General features: G+C 41.1%; 17 protein-coding genes. 8 read left to right on the top strand and 9 right to left on the bottom strand.

Going from position 1 to position 15,977, the window contains the following annotated elements:
- The first annotated feature begins 337 nt into the window (after window positions 1-337).
- Window positions 338-715 carry a RidA family protein gene (locus tag M9194_RS10080; RefSeq protein ID WP_250612508.1) on the top strand — a complete coding sequence of 126 codons (378 nt, stop codon included), beginning with the start codon at window positions 338-340 and terminating at the stop codon, window positions 713-715.
- Window positions 716-747: 32 nt separating this feature from the next.
- A complete protein-coding gene (locus M9194_RS10075) occupies window positions 748-1,350 on the top strand; it encodes a DJ-1/PfpI family protein (protein WP_250612507.1) in 603 nt (200 codons plus the stop codon).
- 14 nt (window positions 1,351-1,364) lie between these two features.
- On the opposite strand, the gene M9194_RS10070 is transcribed toward M9194_RS10075, so the two are convergent.
- Together M9194_RS10070 and gltS are read right to left on the bottom strand one after the other, a co-directional pair.
- Window positions 1,365-1,787 carry a GNAT family N-acetyltransferase gene (locus tag M9194_RS10070; RefSeq protein WP_250612506.1) on the bottom strand — a complete coding sequence of 141 codons (423 nt, stop codon included), beginning with the start codon at window positions 1,785-1,787 and terminating at the stop codon, window positions 1,365-1,367.
- Between the two features lie 109 nt (window positions 1,788-1,896).
- Entirely contained in the window at window positions 1,897-3,126 is a 1,230-nt protein-coding gene (gltS, locus tag M9194_RS10065; RefSeq protein ID WP_250612505.1) for a sodium/glutamate symporter, read from the bottom strand.
- A 640-nt stretch (window positions 3,127-3,766) separates the two neighbouring features.
- On the opposite strand from gltS, the gene M9194_RS10060 reads away from it, so the two are divergent.
- The 4 genes from M9194_RS10060 to M9194_RS10045 all read left to right on the top strand — a co-directional run bounded on the left by M9194_RS10060 (window position 3,767) and on the right by M9194_RS10045 (window position 6,369).
- Window positions 3,767-4,693, top strand: a complete 927-nt coding sequence (locus M9194_RS10060; protein WP_250612504.1) for a polyprenyl-phosphate transporter — start codon at window positions 3,767-3,769, stop codon at window positions 4,691-4,693.
- A gap of 154 nt (window positions 4,694-4,847) precedes the next feature.
- The gene (locus tag M9194_RS10055; protein WP_250612503.1) at window positions 4,848-5,276 is read left to right on the top strand and encodes a hypothetical protein; all 429 of its coding nucleotides are present in this window, start codon (window positions 4,848-4,850) and stop codon (window positions 5,274-5,276) included.
- Window positions 5,273-5,908 carry an SCO family protein gene (locus tag M9194_RS10050; RefSeq protein ID WP_250612502.1) on the top strand — a complete coding sequence of 212 codons (636 nt, stop codon included), beginning with the start codon at window positions 5,273-5,275 and terminating at the stop codon, window positions 5,906-5,908. The genes M9194_RS10055 and M9194_RS10050 overlap by 4 nt, the downstream gene beginning before the upstream one ends.
- Window positions 5,905-6,369, top strand: coding sequence for a copper chaperone PCu(A)C (locus tag M9194_RS10045; RefSeq protein ID WP_250612501.1), 465 nt, complete (start codon window positions 5,905-5,907; stop codon window positions 6,367-6,369). The genes M9194_RS10050 and M9194_RS10045 overlap by 4 nt, the downstream gene beginning before the upstream one ends.
- Window positions 6,370-6,417: 48 nt before the next feature.
- On the opposite strand, the gene M9194_RS10040 is transcribed toward M9194_RS10045, so the two are convergent.
- From M9194_RS10040 to M9194_RS10010, 7 genes are all read right to left on the bottom strand, one after another.
- Window positions 6,418-8,052: an ATP-binding protein gene (locus tag M9194_RS10040; RefSeq protein WP_250612500.1), complete on the bottom strand. Its 1,635-nt coding sequence runs from the start codon at window positions 8,050-8,052 to the stop codon at window positions 6,418-6,420.
- Window positions 8,053-8,056: 4 nt separating this feature from the next.
- The gene (locus M9194_RS10035; RefSeq protein ID WP_250612499.1) at window positions 8,057-8,743 is read right to left on the bottom strand and encodes a response regulator transcription factor; all 687 of its coding nucleotides are present in this window, start codon (window positions 8,741-8,743) and stop codon (window positions 8,057-8,059) included.
- A 136-nt stretch (window positions 8,744-8,879) separates the two neighbouring features.
- Complete coding sequence (locus M9194_RS10030; RefSeq protein ID WP_250612498.1) at window positions 8,880-10,112, bottom strand: serine hydrolase domain-containing protein; 1,233 nt, start codon at window positions 10,110-10,112, stop codon at window positions 8,880-8,882.
- Between the two features lie 77 nt (window positions 10,113-10,189).
- Window positions 10,190-11,212, bottom strand: coding sequence for a DUF2860 family protein (locus tag M9194_RS10025; RefSeq protein WP_250612497.1), 1,023 nt, complete (start codon window positions 11,210-11,212; stop codon window positions 10,190-10,192).
- Window positions 11,213-11,488: 276 nt separating this feature from the next.
- Window positions 11,489-12,673, bottom strand: coding sequence for a tetratricopeptide repeat protein (locus M9194_RS10020; RefSeq protein ID WP_250612496.1), 1,185 nt, complete (start codon window positions 12,671-12,673; stop codon window positions 11,489-11,491).
- 160 nt (window positions 12,674-12,833) lie between these two features.
- The gene (locus M9194_RS10015) at window positions 12,834-13,235 is read right to left on the bottom strand and encodes a bactofilin family protein (protein WP_250612495.1); all 402 of its coding nucleotides are present in this window, start codon (window positions 13,233-13,235) and stop codon (window positions 12,834-12,836) included.
- Window positions 13,139-14,086, bottom strand: coding sequence for a M23 family metallopeptidase (locus M9194_RS10010; protein WP_250612494.1), 948 nt, complete (start codon window positions 14,084-14,086; stop codon window positions 13,139-13,141). The genes M9194_RS10015 and M9194_RS10010 overlap by 97 nt, the downstream gene beginning before the upstream one ends.
- A gap of 462 nt (window positions 14,087-14,548) precedes the next feature.
- On the opposite strand from M9194_RS10010, the gene M9194_RS10005 reads away from it, so the two are divergent.
- Together M9194_RS10005 and M9194_RS10000 are read left to right on the top strand one after the other, a co-directional pair.
- Complete coding sequence (locus M9194_RS10005; protein WP_250612493.1) at window positions 14,549-14,881, top strand: hypothetical protein; 333 nt, start codon at window positions 14,549-14,551, stop codon at window positions 14,879-14,881.
- Window positions 14,882-15,334: 453 nt separating this feature from the next.
- Window positions 15,335-15,958, top strand: coding sequence for a toxin-antitoxin system YwqK family antitoxin (locus tag M9194_RS10000; protein ID WP_250612492.1), 624 nt, complete (start codon window positions 15,335-15,337; stop codon window positions 15,956-15,958).
- Window positions 15,959-15,977 lie beyond the last annotated feature (19 nt).

The following is a 15,977-nucleotide window of genomic DNA, read 5'->3' as shown; positions in this document are numbered from 1 at the left end:
TATGATAATGAAAAGTACAACTTGAACTTGGTGCCTCATCCCGAAAATGACGCCAAGAAAAGCCAGGCCTGATGAGTGTTTTGTTTAACTCAGGTTTCATCGTATGAATCATCCTTTTCCACGCTCTACTGAGGATACCACTGATACAGATTAAAAAATTCAACATGTCACGTATGTATTAGTTTTTGTCTTAAAAGTATTTATTTTTGACCTGATACTCTAGGCGCAGATTTGGATTGGACATGCAGAGCCAGCAAACCGCTTGTGGTCACTGGAGTATATCGCTTATAGTTTCCAACATATTGAAAAGTAAAGGCCAAGAAAATAGGAAATACATATGGATAACAAACTAAAAAGATACAAATCATCAATGCCTTTCCCATTTTCTCAAGCAGTAGAAGCTAATGGATTCTTGTTCCTTTCTGGTCAAGTCTCTATGTGCTCTGACGGAAAGCCAATTTATGGCACGATTGCAGAACAAGTCGACGTAATTTTCGACAGAATCAAAACTACGCTGCAAGACTGTGGATCATCACTTGATAACATTGTGAAAGCGACGGTTTGGCTGTCTGACATGAAACACTTCCAAACCTTTAATCAAGCCTATGAATCACAATTTGAAAGTGGTTTTCCGGTAAGAAGTACTGTGATTAGCGAGCTTGCTTTTGGTTTAGATGTTGAAATCGAGGTCCAAGCTCTCGCTGGAACTCTCTAACATTTTGAGAAAATGAAGAGGAGAAGATATACATGAAAGTTGGTGTTTTACTATTTGATCAGTTCGAACTACTTGATGTCTTTGGCCCTCTTGAGATGCTGGGGCATGTCGAAGATATCTCGATAGAGCTAGTGGCACAATCGATTGGTCCTATTGCATCCGCGCAGGGGCCATGTGCTTATGCTCAAGCCCAGTTAGATAGCGGAACACAATACGATACCCTGCTTATTCCTGGTGGGATGGGTACTAGGCAGCTAGTTGATGATCAGAGGACATTAAACTGGATTACTCAGCAAGCCGACAAGGCTCGTTACATCACTTCCGTTTGTACAGGGAGCGCATTGCTGGCAAAAAGTGGCGTTCTTGACAATAAACGCGCAACGACTAACAAAATGGCGTTTCATTGGGTGATGTCGCAAGGTCCAAACACACATTGGGTCACCAAAGCACGTTGGGTCAAGGATAGCAATGTGTATACCTCATCAGGTGTATCAGCCGGTACTGATATGGCGTTAGCGTTTATTAGTGATATATGGGGAGAGCACAAAGCTCGAGAAATAGCAGACCTAGCCGAGTACGAATGGAATAGCGACGCCACTCAAGACCGCTTTGCACAAAAATATGGCTTGGCGTGAGCACCCTGTTACGCTCACAAGATAAGCTCCATTTCAATCAAGCTATCAATCTCTGATATCACCACAAAGCCTTTGGCTTTATACAGATTGATAGCCGGATTTTCCGAATAAACTCTAAGCAGAATATTGGCGAAGTTATCTTGCTTTGCGCGCTGAATAAGTGATTCCAAACACCACTTACCTACCCCTTTTCCTTGAGCTTCTCGGCATAATTGGAAATCTCGTAGATGCATCGTGTTGTTTTCGTAGCTCAACCTCATCACGCCTACTCGATTATCGTTCCAGTAAATTTCAAAATTGTCTAATTCAGCCCATGTTGATTCAAAGCGAGAAGTGTCCCAGGCTATGTTGCGCCGAAGATAATAACGGGCCATATTCGTTCGTGTGAGTTGCTCTGCATAGTTTGGATCGCTAGCGGGTAGGAGCGCAATTTCCATACCTAGTCACCTTTATTGCAAATCTGAAACGCCCTTCATCCACAGTAGATAACGAAGGGCGAGAATTAAATGAAAACTTGGTGAGACTATACCAAACGCCTTAGGCATATCATCCATGAATAAAGGAAATGTACCCCTGCAATACAATCAAGTTCATAATATCGATAAAAAATGCGCCTACAATAGGGACAACTAAAAACGCTTGTGGCGATGGACCGAATCGATTGACAAGTGAGCCCATATTCATCACCGCTGTAGGTGTCGCTCCTAGGCCAAAGCCACAGTGCCCACCCGTGATTACCGCAGCATCATAATTTGAACCCATGATGCGGTAGGTAACAAAGTAAGCAAATATTCCCATAATGATCGACTGTATGACGAGGATAATGAGTAAAGGCAAAGCAAGGCTGAAAATATTCCATAGCTTTAAACTCATGAGCGCCATCGCTAGGAATAAAGACAATGAGACTGTCCCTAGAATATCCACGACTTCCGCATCCACTTTGCGAACTTTGAACAATTCTGACGTATTAGTAATGAATACACCAATAAACAGGGCGTAGACAAAATCTGGGATCATTAACCATTTGATTTGAAAAGTACTGACCCACTCATGAAGGTACCTTGCTCCCACCACACAAAGCAGGAGTACAAACACACCTTCTATCACCTTTTTCGCGGTCACACGGTCTTCTTCGTTCTCATTATAAGTCACGACTTCGGGAAACTTATCATGAGTGTGATCGGAACTGCCATATTCCGAGACAAGGCCATGTTTGTTAATCAGTTTCTGGGCAATTGGGCTACCAATAATACCGCCAACCACCAATCCAAAAGTGGCCGCTGCCATCGCTATACCTAACGTATTAGGTAGGCCATATTGCTCTGAAAAAGTATGCGCCCAAGCAGCACCCGTACCGTGCCCACCAGATAAGGTAATCGATCCTGCCATAAGGCCTAGCATGGGGTTTAGTCCTAACATATTGGCGAGAGTCACGCCAACACCATCTTGAATAACGATGTATACTGTTGCGACCGCTAGAAATAGGAAGACTTTCGCACCACCCTTCACTAACTGCTTATAGTTAGCAGCCAGACCAACCGATGCAAAAAACATCAGCATGAATGTGTTCGCCAGTGGCAAAGTGAAATCAATGCTGATGCCATAAAAATGCAATGCCATGATCGCAATAGCTATGACCACCCCACCAACAATCGGCTCTGGGATGTTGTATTTACGCAATACAGAAAATTGGGCATTCACAGTGTGGCCTATAAACAACACGCACAATGCGATGAGGAAGGACTCAAAAGGGCCTACAGAAATGAACTGGTTCATATAACCTCTATCTTAAGTGTTTCTCCTACAATGGATAAAAAAACAATCTAGTTATGCTAAAAGTGTTTATTTATTCGCTGTTCTTGAATATCCAAAGTAAAAACGAGGCGCATATTAATAAAGGCTTTTGTACGGTTTGTCGAGTGTAAGCACTTAATTTGTGCTTAATATCAATTGTGAGACTCAAAGAAATGGTGAGTGTTTAAGCTATATCTAGCCAAAAAGGCAAAAAAATAGCCAATCGTAATGGCACGATTGGCTTCTATAATATGTGAACAATATCATTCACTAACAACGTCAGTTGGCTAGGTGACCCTCGGCTTTAAGAAGGGTCAAGCTATACCATGCATCATGCGTGCCAACTTTTAAATACAGCAAAATAAGACAAAACGTGGCAAAAACACACAAAAAACCAGACATTATTTGCAATATGCGAATGCAAATTGCAAATAATGTGCATAATGATATTCACCTTGTTTCTTATCTTTAGAACTATCTATAGGGATAAAAATCAACAGTCGAGAATTATGAATGTTGATTCATTTTGTAAAATAACGTTTATAGCGCAGGGTTTTTGATACTTTTTCCACAAATTAATTTGTATACTCATTTCATCTATTCCACATCATCCCGCAAATTAATGAATTACATAATTACGTTTTTAAAAGGGCTAGCAATGGGTGCAGCCGATGTTGTTCCAGGTGTTTCTGGCGGTACGATTGCGTTTATCACTGGCATATACGATCACCTACTCGAAAGCATCCGTCGCGTTAACTTTAACCTTTTTAAAATCATCAAATCTCAAGGACTGAAAGCTGCGTTTAACTACATCAACGGAGGCTTTTTAATCGCCCTGTTTGCAGGTATCTTGACCAGCATCGCAACACTTGCCAAACTAATTTCTTGGCTACTAGAAACTCATCCTATTCCCGTGTGGTCTTTTTTCTTTGGTTTGATATTAGTATCTGTGTACCATATGTTTCGGCAAGTGGATAAAGTCACTGTCTCACGATTTGTTACCCTGATCTTAGGTATCATAGCGGCTTATACCATTACGATTGTCTCACCATCTCAGGTGGAGCCAACCCCGATAAACCTTGTACTATCTGGTGCAGTCGCCATATGTGCGATGATTTTACCTGGCATTTCTGGCAGCTTTATTTTGCTCTTAATTGGCATTTATACACCTGTGATTGATGCGGTGAAATCGTTCCAAATGGACGTATTGGTACTCTTTGCCGGTGGTTGTATCGTCGGCTTATTAACGTTCTCGCATCTGTTGTCTTGGCTACTGAGAACTTATCGAGACATCACGATTACCTTCCTAATTGGGCTAATGGTGGGAACACTTCCGAAAATCTGGCCTTGGAAAGAAACCTTAAGCTGGACAGTCAATTCTCATGGGGACAAAGTGCCTCAACTGCAGCAAAACCTCATGCCATTTAATTATGAAGTCGTCACGTCACAGCCCGACAGATTTTGGCTAGCGCTGTTTATGATGGTCATCGCTGTCGTTTTAGTGCTGGGCCTTGAGAAGTTTGCTGAGCGTTCAACAAACGACGCGTAAACAATCTGTCGCTATACTTCTAGCCAAATGACTTCGAGAAATGAGGCTTTTTAGCCTCATTTTTGAATACCACCACACTTTTTTCTGCTCTTATCTCCCGCCTAACAATACAGCATGTTACTATTGCGTCTTTAGAGTAGAAGGAACTATAGGCATGAAAACCGCTATCAAAGTGAGCGCAATTCTCATTGCGTTGTTAGCTGGCTTTTTTGCCAATACTTTCTTTGCAAAACCCGATAACACAGCTTTTGTTCCATCTGCTGACAACGCTTGCTTTCTTTCCTCATCCCCTTGTGTGCAAGATCAAGTGACAATGACGTTAAGTCAGGACTCTCCACATGCCCTCACTCCAATCACCTTGACGGTCAATTGGCCATCTAGCCAATCAAGCACGTTAAACCTGAGTTTATCTGGGTTGGAAATGAATATGGGAAATCCAATGTTTAAGCTAAAGCAAATCAAAAATGGTGAGTATCAAGGAACCATTGTTTTGCCTGCTTGTACGTTGAATTCGATGACATGGTTAGGAAAGCTCACAGATGGCACTCACACTGTTTATCCTGCGATTAGGACTACGCGATGAATAAAAAGTGGATTCTTTTTTTAATACTGGCATTCGCTGCTGGTCTAGGGGCCAATGCCTTATGGACTTCTTCAGAAAGTGGAAGCACATCAAATACGAAAGGAAAGTCATCAGAACCAGTTGACGTCTCACACGCGACGCTTTATACCCAAGGCGACAAACCCGTTAGCATCTTCAACACGGACGACAAACGCATAAGAATCGTCTACTTTGGGTTTACCCATTGCCCTGATGTATGCCCCACATCACTGGCAATGCTTGCCGGTGCGTTGAACCAACTGAGTGATTCAGCTAAGGCGCACTTGTGGCCTATTTTTATTACTCTTGACCCAGAGCGCGATACGCCTAAATTAGTGTCTCAATACGCACAATACTTCAACCCAATGATCGAAGGCTTGTCTGCTCCGATGAATGTGACTGAAGCCGTTGCTCACAAATATGGGGTAATCTTCCACAAGACAGCACTACCGAATTCAGAATTAAAGTACACCATAGACCACAGCTCTTATTTTTATATTTTAAAACCAGACGGAACCCTTATCACTAAGGTTCCTCACCTGCAATCACCAGCACCCTTGGTGCAAGCAATCAATACCGTTGTCAGTCAAAATCAACAAGGAAAAACATCATGAAGTTGAAAACACTTTTGATCGCGAGCTTAGCGTTAGCACCTCTTGCAGCGTTTGCACAATCAACCAACACAATCAAAGAAGTCAACGCCTACGCCAGAGCAACCCCTCCTAACGCCAGCAATAGTGCCGTGTTCACTGAAATCGTGAATAGTGGAAATAAGGATAGATACATAGTATCTGCACACACAACGGTAGCGAAAAAAACCGAACTTCATAATGTGTTTAAAAATGGCGACACGTTAAAAATGCGCCAAATTGAACAAATCAAAGTACCAGCCAATGGTAAGGTGACGTTAAAGCCTGGCAGCTTACACATCATGCTTCTAGATTTGAAAAAGCCACTCGTGCCAGGTGAGAAAGTTTCTGTCACACTCACTTTTGCCAATGGCGACACCCAAACCTTTATCGCACCAATCGAAAAAGTCGCAGCCGGAATGAAAATGGCGCATAAGCATCATTAGCATCGCTTCTGCGAAGCAGCCTTTCTAGCAAGGGCTGCTTATTTTCACTTACTTAGGAGTCAAGCTTCGCGGAAATTCAATCTCAAACTTTGCACCACCAAGCGTGGATTTGTCGGCTCGAACCGTACCCTTGTGTGCTTGGGCAATTTTATCGCAAATAGATAACCCCAACCCATGCCCCGGTATTTCATTTTCTCGCGACGGATTTAAGCGTTCAAAAGGACTAAATATTTTCTCATAGTCACAAGGCTCCACTCCAACCCCATCGTCCTCTACCGTTATACTTATTTGGTTATACACACAGAACACAGATACTTGGATATTGTTCCCACCATAGTAGTAAGCGTTAATCAGTAAGTTGTCCATCATGCGTGATATTAAACTTCTATCAAAACTCGCTTCCACTTTTTCAGATATATTCATAGTCCAATTTTTATCAGGGAATCGTTTCCTATAGTGCTCTAGCCTTGCTGAAACGACTTCGGTCACTGATTCTTTTTCAAAATTGAGAACAACGCCTTTCCTATCAAACTTGGCATGCAATAAAATTTCGTTAATAAGCTTATCTAAGATTTCGATCTCATCATCAATATCAGCCAGTTGAGATTGATCAAGTTGAGGGTTTTTAACCTTTAAAAGCCCCAGCGAAAACCGAACTCGCGCTAACGGTGTTTTTAATTCGTGTGCGATAGCATTAGTAAGGTCTTTATGAGACGTTAGTAGAAGATCAATTCTAGTTGCCATGTTTTTTAACGCCTGGTTTAATGGGCTAAGAGAAAGTAAAGAGGGGACTTTAATATGATAGTCAAAGTTTCCTTTTCCATACTCAATTGCTTGGACTTGAACTTTATTCAAGGTTTTATAAAAAACATAACTCCAAATCCAACAGATAAGCATGATGACTAGGCCGATAATGAGTAATAGATAGAAGTAGAAGTTTTTTTCAAAACCAGCTAAGTGATCAGATATTCCATGCAACACGACTAAAACATCAGTTCCACTAATAGGTATCGCTAAGTCATAGACATGCCCATCAAAATAAGAAAGCGCTAACAATCCCCATTGGTTAACAAATTCACTTTCTTTACTTGTCAAAGTATCCTGCTTCTTTAGGCTAACTTCGATGCCAAAAATGTCTGACAAGTGCTTAGAAATGCGCTCAAATTGATCAACATTTTTATCTTTGAACGATTCTCGAACAATATTGGTTATCCATTGGGTGTTCCTTTTTACTTCTAAAATTTGGGGGCTACCTAACACGATACGCATATAGTTTTTAGATTGTCCCAAACGTTTAAATGCATACCTGATATCGTAGGCTGAGTACAGCGAATACAAACTACCGTGATGCACCCCAGAAAGAAAAGAATGATACTCGACGACTTTCCCTTTAGCCAAATTATCATTGGACTTTAATGCGTTAGGAAGTGAAGAATAAGCTATAATTTTTACTTTTTGATCAGCGACATTTTTTTGAATTTCATTTAATTTAAGGTCTATTTGATAACTGTCGAGTCCATGAAGTTGCTCACTTACATAATTAAATACACCGTTGGAGAATGACAAAGCGGATTTGTTTAAAATTGCCTTTTCCATTACTTTTGACAGATAAAATGTAATGACGATAAAAATGAATATCAGAAAAGCAAACAGAAAATAATTCTTAAGAAAAATTTTAATCATACTATTACCAAGCATCCGAGCAAAATAAATACCCTTTGCCCCATACTGTTCTTATTCTCTCTGGTTTCTTAGGATCATCTCCCAATATTTTTCTCAAGTGTGATATTTTGTTGTCAATAGACCTATCAAGTCCGTTGTATTCAATGCCTTTTATATCTGTATATATTTGTTCTCTACTCATTATTTTATCTGCATTTTCGGCTAGATAGGCGAGTAGTTTAAAGTCTGACTGAGATATATCGATTTGTATTGATGACAAAAACACCTCAAACTTCACCAGATCCAGTTTTAAGTTACCATAGTTCAATACTTTCTTATTACTATCTACTGAAGTCATCGTTAAAAGTTTGTTGGCTCTTAACAACAATATATCTGGATTTACAGGTTTTCTAATAAAGTCATCTACACCTAATGTTAGGCTTTCTATTTCAGATTCATCGTCATCTTGTGCCGTCACCATAATGATTATGCCGCGATAGGCCGACCTGACAGCTTTGCACACCTCGATGCCGGAGAAGTTAGGCAGCATAATATCAAGAATAACTAAATCCGGTTTTTCACCCAATATCATCTGTATTCCAACATCACCGCTATAGGCTTGTATAACTCGGTAGCCATGCTGGGTCAAAAACTCAAACATGAGATTATTTAACTTCTTATCATCTTCTACGATAAGTACTGTCTTACACAAACCGCCCCCAAAACATTCTCACGCTGTAATGCGTGAGAATATCACTCAGCCTTAATCCAACGTCTTTGCAAAGTATAGACAATAACAATATAACCCGAGCTACCTATACCCAGGTTACCTCTGCCAGTATGGTCCTTTAGTTCAAGTACTTATAAATTTGCTTAAACAGGGTCATAATGTCAGCTGGAAGCTCTCCATGCTTGCCCGTATCTTGTTGTAAACTCACCACTATATCGGTGTTGGGGAGATACCAGAACTGAGCCTGAATTCCGGGCCAGTCCCCCTCGTACCCCCACACGACATTACCATCGGGCATTCTCATCTGCATAATATTCAGACCGAAGCCAATATTACATTGCGCACTCACACGGTTAATTGGCTTGGTATAGCGCGTTGAGTTTTCGTCAATACAATGTAGCATAGTAAAGTCGTTAAACTCACTCTTCGGGATTACCTTGTTTGTGTTAAACAATAGCCTTCCCCATCGGACAAGATCTCTCGAATTCGACACCATCGCACCTCCCGCCCTAGCCCAAGACAAATTGAATGATGTGTAATCGGTAATACGATCATTTTCATCGTATTCATGCACCATTCTCTTGTATATCTTGGCGCTGTCCCCATCTGGTACAAAAAAGGTACTGCTCAGTGCATGCAGTTTTGAGTGTTTTCCCAGCAATCGCAGCTCCAGCTCTTGCTTTAAAGTTTTCCCTGTCACCTTTTCTATAATCAGCCCAGCGAGGTTTGTGTTCGTATTCGAATAAAACCAACTTGTCCCCGGCGTAAAACATGTGTTTCCACCCACATTGGAACACCGATTTGGCTGGATATTATTGTACGCCAGATCAACCAGCTTTCTTTTTGTCCATTGCGTAGTCGGTGGCGCACTCTCGTATTGCGTCGTGTCCATGTATGGAGCAATGCCACTGGTCATGTTAAGCAGCTCTTTAATGGTGACATTTCCCCAATCGGGATAATCAGGAAAGTACTGACTAAGTTTGTCATTGGTGGAGAGCTTCTTCTCTTTGTCTAACTGCAGTATTACCGCCGTTATAAACGACTTAGTAATGCTGCCAATAGATAATAAATCTACCTTTTCATTCGAGCTCTCAAGCAAACTGCCGATTGGAGTAAGGTTCTCTGTGGTTGTATAGCCTGAATAGAATGTAGCAATGGAGTCGCTATGCTCATAGCTAGGTAAGCTTACACTTAGCTGAGCGCCAGTAATATTGTTTGCTACTCGGTAGGATTCTAGTGCGCCTTGTATTTTCTCTTTTGTCTGAGGGCTCAGCTCCATCGATAATGTGTTTGCAGAGCACAATAGTAATGCGACAACACTTAGTCTTGTTATGGTCTTTACGATATTCATGAATCTTTTCCAATGCTCAGCCCCTCAAGCTTCATATTACAAATTGCATCTTGAGGGTACTGGGGGGATATTTATTACTAAAAAGAGTAAGCAACGCCAACTTCGAAGCTAGTATTTTTAGCGTTAAAGAATTGAATATCAGACTTATTTTTTCCTATCGATGCAGACAACAAACCTGTTAATTGGGTAAAACCAAAAAGCTGCTGCTTGGTCAGTGTACTACTGAAATAATACTCATTGGAGTCAGATTTCTTATTGTATATCGGGTTGTCTTCATCATATTTATTCTCTGCCCAAAAAATACCATTGGACAAGCTATATTTAGCAATTGCAATATTATGAGTTAAACCAATACCAAATTGATTGTGACTCATCGCGCTTCCATTAAGCCCATATCGACTGTATCTTAATTCAGGCGTTAAAGATTGATTTTCTGATAAGGCAAATATATAAGACACACTGGCACTATCGATATGACCATTCCGATCCAGCATGTTACGTTGGCTAGTGCTCAGTTCAGAAAGAGAATCCCCGCCTCTTTCCTGATCAAGTTTTTTCTCAATATGGGTAAAGCTTGCGGACAGCTGGCTACCCAATATCTGCTGCCAACCAACGCTGACACCTTGGCTGCGAGTGTCAGTAGAACTGCGCTTATGGTTTGTTGCATAAGGATCTGCCCACTCCTTGTTGCTCCCAGGTATCGAAAACAAGTAAGCGGTAGAAAGCGTACCGAAACGGCCAATGACCTGTTCAGCGCCAATACTCACATAAGACTCTTGAGATAGGGGATCACCTGTCTGACTGCTCAAAAATAAACTGGTGTCTGTTGACCCAATTGTGTAGTTCAAATCAAGTAATGGAGTCGTCTTGGTATAGGACTCGTCCGACGGTGCTCGGTTTAGTCCATTCGACACCGCCGAGCTATCTCCTTCATCGCTTGCGATAAAATTGGATGAATATTTTCCAGAGCTAAACGCCAGACCTACATCTCCATGAATTGTCGAAACATTCTGTGAGTTAATATGGTCACTGGCAAAAGCAGTCAAAGGTTGAAATAAAGTCGGTACGCTCAATGTGAGTAATAATGTAAATTTACGCATAATATGGCCTCAAGTTTTCAATCAGATAGCCTCGATAACCATTCAGGGTTGCTATCTGTTACATCGGGCGCCAATTATTCATTCATGGTGTAAATAGATCTGTTGATAATTTGTCGTAAATTGTCTAAAAATTGTAATGACTAAAGGAGGCAGCCTGAGAGGGTCGTAAGGTTTACATTCGGGCTGTTCATCTTTTGAGGTAAAGTTTGATTTGTCTATCGAACAGGCATCGATGGCCTGTATAGGGAAAGCTAGCTAGAAAAGAAGATTAAAACGCTATTGTTCCTTATCAATCGGAGTGGAAGAAAAGTCCAGTTTTCCACCTTCGCTCGTTGGTGGTTGTTCCTTTGAGGCTGTGTCCTCCGCTACACCAATTTCGGTAAAAGGTACATCTTGTTGCTCTTCTTCGTGTTCCATACTGTCAGCATTAGCATCTGACGCGTTGTAGGAGCCTCCCTCTTGAAGAGGAACATTTCGTTTATATAGCTTGTTGAGTACTTTAATGATGGCGTGTTTACTTACCGTTTTTTCTTCTATTTTCTTTACCATAGGCTTGGCGAAGGTTTGCAGCCCGACTATCGTATCAACGCCGATCTCAGCTCCAACTTCATCTCTGAGAGACTTAGCATTTTCATAGCCAAAATAAGCAGAAATAAACAACCATATATAGGCAATTGAATTCCCACTGGATCCTTTGTTTATCCATGCTTCACCAGCCAAGTACATGGCTTGGGCATCGCCTTTTTCCGCTGCTCTTTCTAGCCAATACACACCAAGGCTATGATTAGGTGGCGTCCCCATACCACTGATATAGCTTTTTCCAAGCTTTATTCTACCTTGGTTACTTTTTAACTGAGCGGCTTGTTTATACCACGCGATCGCGTCTTGGAAGTTTTTCTGAGGGTTTTGTGCCGAAGAGAACCAATCGCCCAAATAAATCAGAGCAGTGATGTAATTTTCCTTTGCGGCCTGCTTAATAAAATCAACGCCTTTAGCAATATCTTTTGTCGTGCCTCGCCCTTTAAAATAGCACAATCCCACTTCATACTTGGCCTGTACACTACCTTCTGCTGCGTTAATACGTAATTGCCAAAATCTCGATTTTTCTTTCACTACGGCATCTTGATGAATGCGAGTACTGACTCGAACCACACCGTACATGCCCGTTACGTTATCGAGCTCCGCCGCTTTTGTATACCAGTGCAGCGCTTCTTTTAAATTGCGGCGTTCGGCCTCTTTTGCTAAAAACAGAATAGTGGATATATCACCTCCTTCTGCTTTGCTCACGCGCTCTTGATGTTCTTTCTTTTTGTCTGTTTCTAATGCCTTACGGTAAGCCGCTTCTCGCTCTTGCTTTTCTTGCTCCAGACGCTTGCGTCTCATAGATAGTGTTAGCATCCATAAAAAGACCAGTATGAGTGCCAACCCGGTTACACCGATCGCAATTCCAAATATATTCATCTGCACTTATCATTTCATTTCAATATCTTGCTATCGACATTAGAAAATTAAACGTTACCTTCCTTTATAAGTTTAGGTCACAAAACTCATTCATTCTGACAACACTGGCCATCACAAGTGATCATCACCACACGCTAGTCTATGGCCAAGCGCTTAGCAGTTAACCTTCAACTTTTGTTTTTGCACCCTGCAAGTCAACCACTTGTTTGTCTGGTGAAGCCAAGGTTTCACCTAAGAATTTACCGCCCTGCTCTATGCTTAGATCATCGGTATATAATGTCCCCGATACCTTACCTTTACTCAGTATTTCAATACTGGCAGCGTAGCATTTTCCTTCAAAACGGCCATTGACTAACACACGGTCAGCGAATATCTCGCCTGACACCATACCTGTTTCACTGATGACGAGCGTTTTTTCTGCGTTGATTTGACCTTCAACACTGCCGTCAACTTGCAGGTCACTCTCTAGCTTGAGTTGTCCTGTAATAGAGCAGCCTTTTGCGATGAGAGTTGTAGCTGACTGCTGACTCTCAGCTCGACTCGGTTTACTAAAGATTCCCATCGGATACCTCGTACTTTACCAAATATGATTTCAAAATTGTCCACACTCCAATCGACAAAGGGACGGGGATCTAAAGAGCGTCCAACGAATCGAATCTCATAGTGAAGATGAGGTCCTGACGACAATCCACTGTTCCCTGAGTAAGCAATCAAATCGCCTTTTTTTACAAAATCGCCAGTTTTCACTTTAAACTTGTGTAAGTGAGAGTAAGAACTTGAAAACCCGTAACTATGTTGTAGGCGAAGAAAATTCCCTGAGCCTTTATCGCTTGACCTTACCACCTCCACCACCCCATCTGCTGGCGAATACACGGGGGTGCCAGTGTTAACAGCAAAGTCTTGTCCTCGGTGCATTTTGAGCGTCCCTGTAACTGGGTGCCTTCTTTTACCATACCCGGAAGAAATTCGCGCATTAATGACCGGAGCACCACTGGGTATTTGCATTAACATCACCATACGTACAGATGAATTAATTGCCGCGGTATCTAAGCGAGACTCTAACGCACCGTCACTTTCTTCCATACCGAGCGCTTTCTCCAAGTCCCCCAAGCGATCAGAGACCAAATTAATTCTTTCCTCTCTATCGAGAAGATCACTTTCCAAATTCGACTTAAGTTGCTTTAGTGATTCCACTTCTTCAGTCAGAGTCATCGATTTAGTTTCTAGCTCTTGTTGTTTAAGCTTGGCAAAATCCACTTCGTTCATCAGATAATAAATAACCCCAGCAATCGTCAAAATGCCGACCGCAACGAAATAACCAAATCCTTTAAGGAATTGGCGATACCATTTATCGAGATGGAAATGCTTGGTTCCGTGAATCGAAGAAACCGATACCACTACTCTTTCTTTCATTAACCTATTTAAAAAAAGAATGTAACTTACTCCAAAGTCTAGCAAAATCTATCAAACTCTCTGTACGGTATGCCGTATTAACTTGCAATTTCGACTTGTAGAATGATTACAATGTGACTTCGAGCCAAAAAATAGACACTAACTGCAAAACGCTCGCACCCAGCCAGCATAGAGCCGCAAAACGCAATGTGTGACATACGTAACAAAAGTATAGCCAATAGAATTAGATAACGAGCAATAATTGGGATTTTGAGCGGAATTGGTCTGGGTTCAAATAAAACGGGGTATAAATCTAACCTGTCAGCTTTATTCATCAATGATTCATTACTGATGGCGTAACTTATCTCTAGTGGCCTGCTTATCTCTTTGCTGTTTAGTAGCGCAGTATCAGCAACTTACCGTAATTAAGCGTTATCCACGTATATAGACAAATTAATTAAGATGAATCACGAGGATATCAAAATGAAAAAAATACTACTTCCAATTGTTGCACTTGCCGCCATGACTTCTACCTTCGCATTTGCAGCTGGTGCGAACGATATTAATTTTCAGGTAATCCCGATGGGACAGTACACGAACGTGACCGTTTCCGAGAATGGCCAAGCCCTTGCTAATACCCCGGTTACCGTGGCTGGCAAACAAACTTCAAAAACCTATACGACCGACAGCAATGGCACGGTTTACCTGTCAAACATTACCCACGCCAACAAGCAATATACCTTAAAAGTTCAAGATTCTTCCGGCCAAACCGCAACGCAAACCACTTTTATTAGGGCTGTATCTGACGCGAGTTAGCACATTGAAACCCTATCCCCATGTATAAATATCGGGATAGGGTTTTTCTATCAATAAGTCTTTTAAATGACAAATTGATCTTTATTTATAGAGAAAATATAAAACATACTTTTATTGAATAAGTACTTATTTCTAGCCGATTTTCTGTATCTTATATATTGATAATAAGCTTTGAAAAATACTATTCATCCCATAATAATAGGTAAATAGATATAAAATTCATGTTAACAATGTTTTTATAAGACATTGAATAACATAAATTTTTAACAAAAAAATGCTATTTATTACACTCGATTGTTTGATGAGAGAAAAGTTCCATCAAAATGTAATGCAATTGTGCAAAATATGTCTTACGAATTAGTTGAAGACTTTTATTTATTGAAATGGAATGCTGTATTTCAGTACATTTCAATCCACTATATTGAAAACAGTCAGTTATAAAGAGGCGTCCCTATGAAAAAATACATACCTTTGATAATTGCGTTAAGTGCAGTCTCAGGCGCAAGTTATGCAGCTACGACTACCACTAACGGGAATACAGTCGACTACCTGCAAGTGAGGCAAGGAGTCGCTTATCAGGTAAACCAAACCACGCCTTTCACTGGCAAGTATGCTGAAAAATATGATAATGGTCAGTACGCTACCAAGACCCAATTCAAAAATGGGTTAGAGTACGGTTTAGAAACAAACTGGTATGTAAACGGCCAAACAGCCTCAAAAATTCATTATGTGAAAGGCAAAATAGACGGAAAAGTTGAAGCTTGGTATCCAAATGGTGCTAAGAAAGCCGTATTAGAGTACAAAAACGGCAAGCTTAATGGACCAGTAGAGCGTTGGTTCCCGAATGGTGAAAAACGACTAACTGCACATTACGTCAATGGCAAACAAGATGGCACCTTCACCCACTATTATCCAAATGGTCACAAAGCCACTGAAGCCAAATATAAAGATGGCGCTTTAAGTGATGGCAAAGTCACTTGCTGGGATCCAGATGGACAAAAAGTTGAGCAGCTAACGTTCAGACACCAAAGACTGATTTCAGAACAATCTTGGTTGCCTAGTGATGCGCATAGCTAACTAGACCAAACACGCAGTA

This window comes from Vibrio sinus, assembly GCF_023634645.1.
GTDB classification, from domain to species: domain Bacteria; phylum Pseudomonadota; class Gammaproteobacteria; order Enterobacterales; family Vibrionaceae; genus Vibrio; species Vibrio sinus.
The sequence above is the reverse complement of the archived record's forward strand: the minus strand, read 5'-3'. Positions and strand labels throughout refer to the sequence as shown.